Source organism: Amazonocrinis nigriterrae CENA67, from assembly GCF_016056305.1.
Classification (GTDB): Bacteria; Cyanobacteriota; Cyanobacteriia; order Cyanobacteriales; family Nostocaceae; genus Amazonocrinis; species Amazonocrinis nigriterrae.
Map to the genome: position 1 here is coordinate 27,998 of NZ_JAECZC010000099.1, position 7,455 is coordinate 35,452.

The 7,455-nt window shown below is 40.5% G+C and carries 8 protein-coding genes and 1 pseudogene; 7 read left to right on the forward strand and 2 right to left on the reverse strand.

Annotated features, from left to right (window positions below; all coding sequences use genetic code 11):
* Positions 1-20 precede the first annotated feature (20 nt).
* Both I8748_RS31035 and I8748_RS31040 read left to right on the forward strand, forming a co-directional pair.
* Complete coding sequence (locus I8748_RS31035; protein WP_198128327.1) at positions 21-308, forward strand: type II toxin-antitoxin system Phd/YefM family antitoxin; 288 nt, start codon at positions 21-23, stop codon at positions 306-308.
* A pseudogene (locus I8748_RS31040) lies at positions 289-588 on the forward strand (Txe/YoeB family addiction module toxin). Before I8748_RS31035 ends, I8748_RS31040 begins: the two are co-directional and overlap by 20 nt.
* Before the next feature lie 154 nt (positions 589-742).
* On the opposite strand, the gene I8748_RS31045 reads toward I8748_RS31040, so the two are convergent.
* Positions 743-1,879: a cob(I)yrinic acid a,c-diamide adenosyltransferase gene (locus I8748_RS31045; RefSeq protein ID WP_198128328.1), complete on the reverse strand. Its 1,137-nt coding sequence runs from the start codon at positions 1,877-1,879 to the stop codon at positions 743-745.
* A 347-nt stretch (positions 1,880-2,226) separates the two neighbouring features.
* Here I8748_RS31045 and fraC point away from each other — a divergent pair, with 347 nt between their 5' ends.
* The 3 genes from fraC to I8748_RS31060 all read left to right on the forward strand — a co-directional run bounded on the left by fraC (position 2,227) and on the right by I8748_RS31060 (position 4,792).
* Entirely contained in the window at positions 2,227-2,778 is a 552-nt protein-coding gene (fraC, locus tag I8748_RS31050; RefSeq protein ID WP_198128329.1) for a filament integrity protein FraC, read from the forward strand.
* Between the two features lie 65 nt (positions 2,779-2,843).
* A complete protein-coding gene (gene fraD / locus I8748_RS31055) occupies positions 2,844-3,911 on the forward strand; it encodes a septal junction protein FraD (protein WP_198128330.1) in 1,068 nt (355 codons plus the stop codon).
* A 101-nt stretch (positions 3,912-4,012) separates the two neighbouring features.
* Positions 4,013-4,792, forward strand: a complete 780-nt coding sequence (locus I8748_RS31060; RefSeq protein ID WP_198128331.1) for an ABC transporter permease — start codon at positions 4,013-4,015, stop codon at positions 4,790-4,792.
* A 68-nt stretch (positions 4,793-4,860) separates the two neighbouring features.
* Here I8748_RS31060 and I8748_RS31065 read toward each other — a convergent pair whose 3' ends face one another.
* Positions 4,861-5,748: a carbohydrate ABC transporter permease gene (locus I8748_RS31065; protein ID WP_225896599.1), complete on the reverse strand. Its 888-nt coding sequence runs from the start codon at positions 5,746-5,748 to the stop codon at positions 4,861-4,863.
* 72 nt (positions 5,749-5,820) lie between these two features.
* Here I8748_RS31065 and I8748_RS31070 point away from each other — a divergent pair, with 72 nt between their 5' ends.
* Both I8748_RS31070 and purN read left to right on the forward strand, forming a co-directional pair.
* A complete protein-coding gene (locus I8748_RS31070; RefSeq protein WP_198128332.1) occupies positions 5,821-6,762 on the forward strand; it encodes a type IV pilin-like G/H family protein in 942 nt (313 codons plus the stop codon).
* A gap of 12 nt (positions 6,763-6,774) precedes the next feature.
* Positions 6,775-7,449: a phosphoribosylglycinamide formyltransferase gene (gene purN, locus I8748_RS31075; protein WP_198128333.1), complete on the forward strand. Its 675-nt coding sequence runs from the start codon at positions 6,775-6,777 to the stop codon at positions 7,447-7,449.
* The last annotated feature ends 6 nt before the right edge of the window (positions 7,450-7,455 follow it).

Genomic DNA, 7,455 nt, shown 5'->3' on the forward strand with positions numbered 1-7,455 from the left:
CATTAGAAAAATATCCCACCATGTCCAACCAGACAAACTTGACTGATGCTAGTAACAACCTAACCGAACTCTGTAATCAAGTAGTTGCAGATAGAGATGTGGTGATTATTACCCGGCAAGAAGGCGAAAGCGTTGCCCTAATTGCTGCTGATGAATTAGATAGTTTATTAGAAACAGCACATTTACTTCGCTCACCTAAAAATGCAATTCGTCTGTTAACTGCGTTAGAAAGAGCAAAAACAAGAACTTTAAAACCTCAAAGTATCTACGAACTACGTCAGGAGTTGGGTGTTGACGAAGAAGGATGAATCCCAACCTAATGAGAACAAAGTTAGAGATGCTGTGTTTCATCCAGAATTTCGGGAAGACCTCGCCTATTGGGTTAAGACAAACCGCAAAACAGCACTTCGCGCTTTTGACTTGATTGAATCGATTATGCGAGATCCTTTTACAGGGATTGGTAAACCTGAACCACTGAAATACTTTGATTCAGATGCATGGTCACGGCGACTTACTTAGGAACATCGTATTGTTTATCTAGTAAGTGATGACCGGATTGATTTTCTCCAAGCTCGATTTCACTACTGAGTAAGAAAATAATGATCGCATTGTGTAAAATCAAAGATTAATTATGCGCTGAAGTCCAATCAATATAGGTTCATACTCAATCAAAGATAATATCAGTAGTCAGTTATCAGTTGTCATTTGCCACTGACCATTAACAAATGACAACTGACTAAATTTAAAAATCCACTCCTCTTTTCAGTTCTACACCTTGATTAGCATAGTGTTTATGACAGTAAACTTCAGAGTGAACGCTAGCTAAATCAAAGTAAGCCGGTTGATTTTGACAGCGACCAGTAATAATAACTTCGGTGTCGCGGGGTTTGCGAAGTAAAGCTTGGACAATGGGTTCTACCGGAAGTAGTTCCAAGTCAACGGTGGGATTGAGTTCATCGAGAATGATGGTTTTGTACAGTCCAGAAGCGATCGCAGTTTTGGCAATTTCCCAACCGCGTTCGGCTTCTACGTAGTCTAATTCTTGGCGGGAATTGCGCCAGACGATCGCATCTCTGCCGCAGCGTTGATGATCCACCACCTCTGGATATGATTGCTGTAAAGCTGCGATCGCTGCATCTTCTGTGTAGCCACTACCGCCTTTCAGCCACTGCATAATTAATACGCGGGTAGAACCAGGATGATTTATCCCCCTACCAATGGCCTGCAAAGCCTTACCCAAAGCACTGGTAGACTTGCCTTTACCAGCACCTGTATAAATTTCTATACCATTAATCAACAGTTCCTTGGCTGTTGGGTGGTGCTGGGGTTTCATTTCCGAGTGCAAATCCGCAATATCAAGTAACTTTTGCGGTGCAGCGCGTCCAGTGGCAATAATCTCCAACTCATGGGGTTTAGATTTTAATGTCCGTACCACCTCATCTACTGGTAGCAAACCCAAGTCTAGGACAGGGTTAATTTCATCCAAGACGACTACTGAATACAAACCAGAGGCGATCGCACCTTTGGCTACATCCCAACCCCGCGCTGCTTCATCTCGGTCGAAAGCAGTAATTTCCTCTGGGCCAAAAAATTCTGCTCTCCCAGTACGAACCTGATCAATTAAATGAGGAAAACCGCGCTGTAACGCAGCAATTGCTCCATCTTCGTCATAATCACGTTCTGGCCCTTTTAAGAATCGTAACAGTAAAACGCGGTTGGAATTGCTGGGAGTATTAATTCCCAAGCCAATGGAGCGCAAAACCACTCCCAAAGCCGCCTGGGATTTGCCTTTTCCCGCACCATCGTAAACGTGAATTTGACCAGTGAGCCTTTCAGAACGCACTTGTGCTGTGCGAATACCGATGCCGTTCCTTGTCATCTCTCGAAATGCTATAACGTGGCAGTTCTCAATCTTACCTAACCTGTTGTACCACCAGTTAGGAGTGCTAGGTCAGTTGTCAGTTGTCAGTGGTCAGTTGTCAGTTGTCAGTTGTCAAGAATTCTCCTCTGCACCCCTGCACCCCATCTCCCAATTCAATACAATCTACAAGATCTATTAACAGGATAAATAGGGGTATACTGGCATACCAAGATGGTATACGACAAGAAAAATGAGATAAATGCCCCCATCACACTCATTATCACAGCTATACTCTCTAAAGTTAACCCTTGACATTGACTACCTTCCCCTTACTCTTTAAACTTAACCCCTACCATTGACCCTTTATGTTTGAAGATTTGACTATTCCCAGAATTTTGCCCCTTGGTGCGATTTTGTTTAATTTTGTATTTTTACTGGTTGCCATTCCCCTAGAAGCCTATGTTTTTAATAAAAGGCTCAATTTTGATAAAAAGACCAGTATTTTTTATGCAATTTCTGTCAATCACTTTTCTAGCGCTCTTGGCTGGGCTATATTTTTTTTGTTAGAGCCAGTATTACCGATTTACTTGAAATCAGAATTAATTAATTACGTTTTTTTTAATACTTTTAAATCTTCTAATACACAAAGTGTTTTAATTTTAACCACTGTGATAATTTTCTTCACAACCGTGATCATGAAATTTTTCCTTTTACAAATTTTTGTATTTTTCTTAAAAGAAGATGCGTTCAAGAAGAAGGAAGAAGTACCAGTAACTCAACAAAAACCTCAACGTCGGCGCTGGCGAGTTCCCAGAAAAGTGAGATTTGAAAGTACAAATTTAGTTACCACTACACTCATTGCCAATGCTCTCAGCTACAGTGCTATTACCCTAATTTTGCTGATTCGTAATAGATAGAAATAATTGAACTGGACTGATGACTAGATGAATAGTGATCATTTGAGAAATTCAGAGGTACATTTATGGGTTCATTGTTGAAAGATATATTCGGTTTATTTGGACTTGTTGATGCCGTCTATAAAAGACTGAGAGAGCTATTAATTCCCAAACAAATATATTCTTGGCAGACATTTATTTATCTGAGCGTATATTCTTGGGTTCTTTCGTATTTTGCTATAGGTTATATACAAGATATCATTGCCTTCTTTGGTTGGTTATTCTTAATTACTGGCACAGCTTGGTATACCACTGAAGATCCTTTAAAAGTTCCTGGTACTTTTATGCCAGTAGGTGCAGTGATAACTGGATTCTTAGTCAGTGTTTTTGCTTTTGGCAATCAAGAAGATGCAATTACATCAAGAACAATCGTTCTTTGGCCGACAATTTCAGCACTAATTACAATCATTCCAGATTTTTTTGAAGGTACTGGTACTGATTCTAAAGCTCAGATTCCTAAGCCAGAGGTTCGCCAAAGACATGTAATTTTAGTATCTAGTTGCATGGTACTAAGTTGTTGGCTTCAGTTTTACTTTGTGATGGATAATTGGTTACAAGAATATCCTAGTTTGCAGGCAGATAATTTTAAGCGTAGTACCTTTGTATACAGAATTGAAGAGCCAGTAAGTAATACTTTTGTTGGTATCACTCAAGATGGAAAAGCAGTTCCCAGAAATGGACTTGTGATTCTAGATAAATTACAACCAAGAGTAGAACAAGAAATAGCTGAAAGACCTTGGTCAGAAGTCGAAAAATGGCTGTCTGAAGCGAACACGCGAGTGGGGAATTTGGGTAAGCAAGTAATAAATAAATACCTGGGACAATATGAAGAAAAGGAATTATGGCGTGCTGAAGCGCGTGTAGGCAATAATAAGTCAGGATATATATTAGATTTGCTAAGTATTTGGTTAGGCCCAAGTTCTAACCCACGGGGATATTATTTGAAGAAATCTTGTCAGATTAACCAGGTTGCTGCATCTCCCAGAAACGTCAATACACGCACCAGTCAACCAGATGATAGTAACACAGTTGCAGAAGTTGAATGCGATCGCCTGAATAAATTAATTACTGGGGCGCCACCACCGCAGCAGTGATGTGATGGGGAGATGGGGAGCAGGGGAAGCAGGGGAAGCAGGGGAAGCAGGGGGAGAAAATTACAACTGACAACTGACAACTGACAACTGACAAATGACAAATGACTATCACCAAAATTTTTGTAATTGCGAAAAATGTATTTCAGGAAGTGGTACGCGATCGCATCTTGTATGTTATCGGTTTTTATGCTGTTATCCTTGCTGTCGCTATCCGCGTACTACCGGAATTTTCAGCCAGTACTGAAAACAAAATGTTTTTAGACTTTGGTATGGTGGCAATGAGTGTAATCACTCTGGTTATTGCCATATTTGTTGGTACAGGACTGGTTAACAAAGAAATTGAAAAACGCACTGTTTTAGTGTTAATTGCTAAACCTGTAAGTCGTAGTGAAATTATTTCAGGTAAATTCTTGGGCTTGTTAGCAGTGCTGGCTGTACTCGTTGCCACGATGACAACGATTTATTTAATATTTTTACAATTTGGTAATATTCCCCATCAAAGAGCAAGTATTTTGATTGCCGCAGCTTTTTTATTTTTACAGTTGTCTTTAATCGCCGCTGTAGCTATTACATTTGGTGTTTTAACCAGTTCTCTACTTGCAATAACTTTAACATTTGCAGTCTACTTAATGGGGAACATCACTCAAGATATAGTCAAATTTGGTCGCCTAACACGTAACGAAGTTATAGAACTCTTTGCTCAAATTTTATATCTGATTATACCAGATTTATCTCGACTAGATTTCAAAAACGAAGCAGTTTATGGTTTGCAAGCATTGCCTGATTTAACAGCACTCATTACTAATGTAGTGTATGGCTTATTTTACAGTGTCATGCTGTTAGCGATCGCTATTTACATTTTCTCCAAACGGGAGTTTTAAATAAGTCATTAGTCATTAGTCATTAGTTATTTTCCCATCTCCTCATCCCCCCTGCACCGCAAGCACCTCTACTCTTCCCTCGTAGTACGTAACTGCAAATACACTAGTACCAAGGTTACTGCTAACAGTAATGTTGCTGCTGCTGCTGCATAACCAAAATCAAATTGAGCAAAAGCTTCTTGGTAAATGTAGTAAACCAGCAGGTTAGTAGAATTTAAAGGGCCGCCACCTGTCATCACAAAAACTTGCTCAAAACTCCGTAATGTAAAAATAGCAGTGGTGACTGCAACAAATATTACAGTAGGTCGCAATCCTGGTAGGGTGATATGCCAAAATTGTTGCCAAGCATTAGCTCCATCCAGTTCAGCAGCTTCATAGCGACTGGAGGGAATTGCCTGCAACCCTGCCAAAAACACCACCATATTAAAACCGAGTTGTTTCCAAACAGTCATGATAATAACTACTGGCATTGCCCAAAATGTATCTCCTAGCCAAGCAATTGGTGCAATGCCAAATAAATTTAACAGCGCGTTTACAGGCCCAGTATTTTGAAATAGCCAGCGAAATCCTAAACCAGCCGCCACAAGAGAGATAATTGAGGGTAGAAAATAGGCACTCCGCAGTATTCCTCGTAAAGCAAGGGAGCGGTTTAATAGCACTGCCAGTCCCAAGGGAATTACTATACTAGGAATCAACGTGGCAGCAGTAAAATAAAGCGTGTTCCCAACAACTTGCCCAAAATCGGGAGTGAGTAACAAGCGCCAGTAGTTTTTTAAGCCTATCCAATAAATACCTGTTGAAGTGAAACTACCAGCAGTAAAACTCAGATAAAACACATAAGCGATCGGCCAAATAACAAACACACCTAGTAATATCAATGCGGGTGTCAAAAAAGTCCAAGCCGCAAATGTATCATTATCTAGCAACTGCATCTGAGAGAAGCGTGATGTTTTCATAGCAATTTTGACTTAGGGTTATTTTATACAGAGGTCTGCTAAGATCCTGTCAATCTAGTTGCTTTTAAGTCAATGTCTAAAATTTTACTCCCCTTTGCTAAACTTCCTATTGCCAGCAAATTGCTTACCTCTAGCGTATTTGTAGCATTACTGGTGACTCTCGACGCAACTGTACTGGCTCAACCATCAACAGCACCAATACCGACTCAATCTCAACCAAATCAACAGAAAAACTCTGTTGCTCAGCAATTATTGGGACAATGGCAAATTAAAGACCCAATATCTTCAAGCTCACTCAACTTTCTCTTTGCTCCAGAAGGCAAATTATTTATTTATATTCTCAATTCCGGTAATTCTAGTGCTGCCGAATTGAAGTATCGCATTAACCCGATACCAAAACCCATGCATCTAGATGTTATACTTTCCAACAACCAAAAACCAGTGTTGACAATTTTTGAATTGACTGCTAATGGTCAGTTGCGATTACAATTAGAAGGTACTAATCCCGGACAACCCAGACCTCAAGCTTTTTCTTCTGAAGTTTCCGTCTTCCAAAAAGTTTCCAATTCTACGACATTACCTGAAAATGTTAAACTTACCAATCCCTATGGCAGCGAACCAGAAAGCAATCAAACAACATCTGATGGCAAAGTATATATTGGCACTATAAACCGCGCACAACAGGCTTATTATCTAGAGTACGGAAAATTTAGCCCAACACTTGGGCAACTTCAGATTGGGATTAAACCGGAGACTGAGAACTACCGCTTTCGCATTCTTAACCAAGGCAACCAGAACCAAAGTAAAATGACAGTCAGCACCGCAACTGCCAAAAAACCTGAACTCAAAAGCTATACAGGCGTTGTTTTTACTCAAAAAGTTCAAGGTGAACTATTGACACAGGCAGCTATTTGTGAAACTGATAAACCTTCAACCATACCACCAGTTACACCAAAAATACCTGTGAAAGAATCTCAGGCAGTTGAATGTCCAAGAGGTTCACATTTGTTATAAGATAGATTCCCTATGAGTGAATCTTTCCCAATCAATACTGCCACTGCTAGCTTAATTTCTCCTAACATTTCCAGTCAAGAACTTACACAAAGCTCTCCCTTAAAACTGGGAATTATGGCTTCTGGCAATGGCAGCAACTTTGAGGCAATTGCCCAAGCTATTGCAGATGGGCAAATCAACGCCCAAATTCAAGTTTTGATTTATAATAATCCCTCAGCCAAAGCACCAGTCAGGGCAGCGAAGAGGGGTGTAGAAGCTGTTTTATTGAATCATCGTGACTACAAAAGTCGTCAAGTATTTGACACGAAAATTGTGCAAACTTTGCAGCAGTACAATGTCGAATGGGTGATTCTGGCAGGCTGGATGCGAGTGCTAACACCAGTATTAATTGATGCTTTTGCTGACAAAATCATCAATATTCATCCGAGTTTGTTGCCTAGTTTTAAAGGAATCAATGCTGTAGAACAAGCTTTGCAGGCTGGGGTAAAAATTGCAGGCTGTACAGTACATCTGGTTTCTTTAGAAGTAGACAGCGGCCCAATATTGATTCAAGCTGCTGTGCCAGTGCTGCCAGACGATACAGTAGAAACACTCCACGCCAGAATCCAAATTGAGGAACATCGAATTTTACCACAGGCGATCGCTCTAGCAGCAGCTGGGCAGGGGAGCAGGGGAGCGGGGGAGTAGGGGAGC

Excerpts from the sequence above, each read along its gene's own strand:
- I8748_RS31035 (WP_198128327.1), top strand. The coding sequence starts at position 21 with ATGTCCAACCAGACAAACTTGACTGATGCTAGTAACAACCTAACCGAA.
- I8748_RS31045 (WP_198128328.1), bottom strand. The coding sequence starts at position 1,879 with ATGACAAGGAACGGCATCGGTATTCGCACAGCACAAGTGCGTTCTGAA.
- fraC (WP_198128329.1), top strand. The coding sequence starts at position 2,227 with ATGTTTGAAGATTTGACTATTCCCAGAATTTTGCCCCTTGGTGCGATT.
- fraD (WP_198128330.1), top strand. The coding sequence starts at position 2,844 with ATGGGTTCATTGTTGAAAGATATATTCGGTTTATTTGGACTTGTTGAT.
- I8748_RS31060 (WP_198128331.1), top strand. The coding sequence starts at position 4,013 with ATGACTATCACCAAAATTTTTGTAATTGCGAAAAATGTATTTCAGGAA.
- I8748_RS31065 (WP_225896599.1), bottom strand. The coding sequence starts at position 5,748 with ATGAAAACATCACGCTTCTCTCAGATGCAGTTGCTAGATAATGATACA.
- I8748_RS31070 (WP_198128332.1), top strand. The coding sequence starts at position 5,821 with ATGTCTAAAATTTTACTCCCCTTTGCTAAACTTCCTATTGCCAGCAAA.
- purN (WP_198128333.1), top strand. The coding sequence starts at position 6,775 with ATGAGTGAATCTTTCCCAATCAATACTGCCACTGCTAGCTTAATTTCT.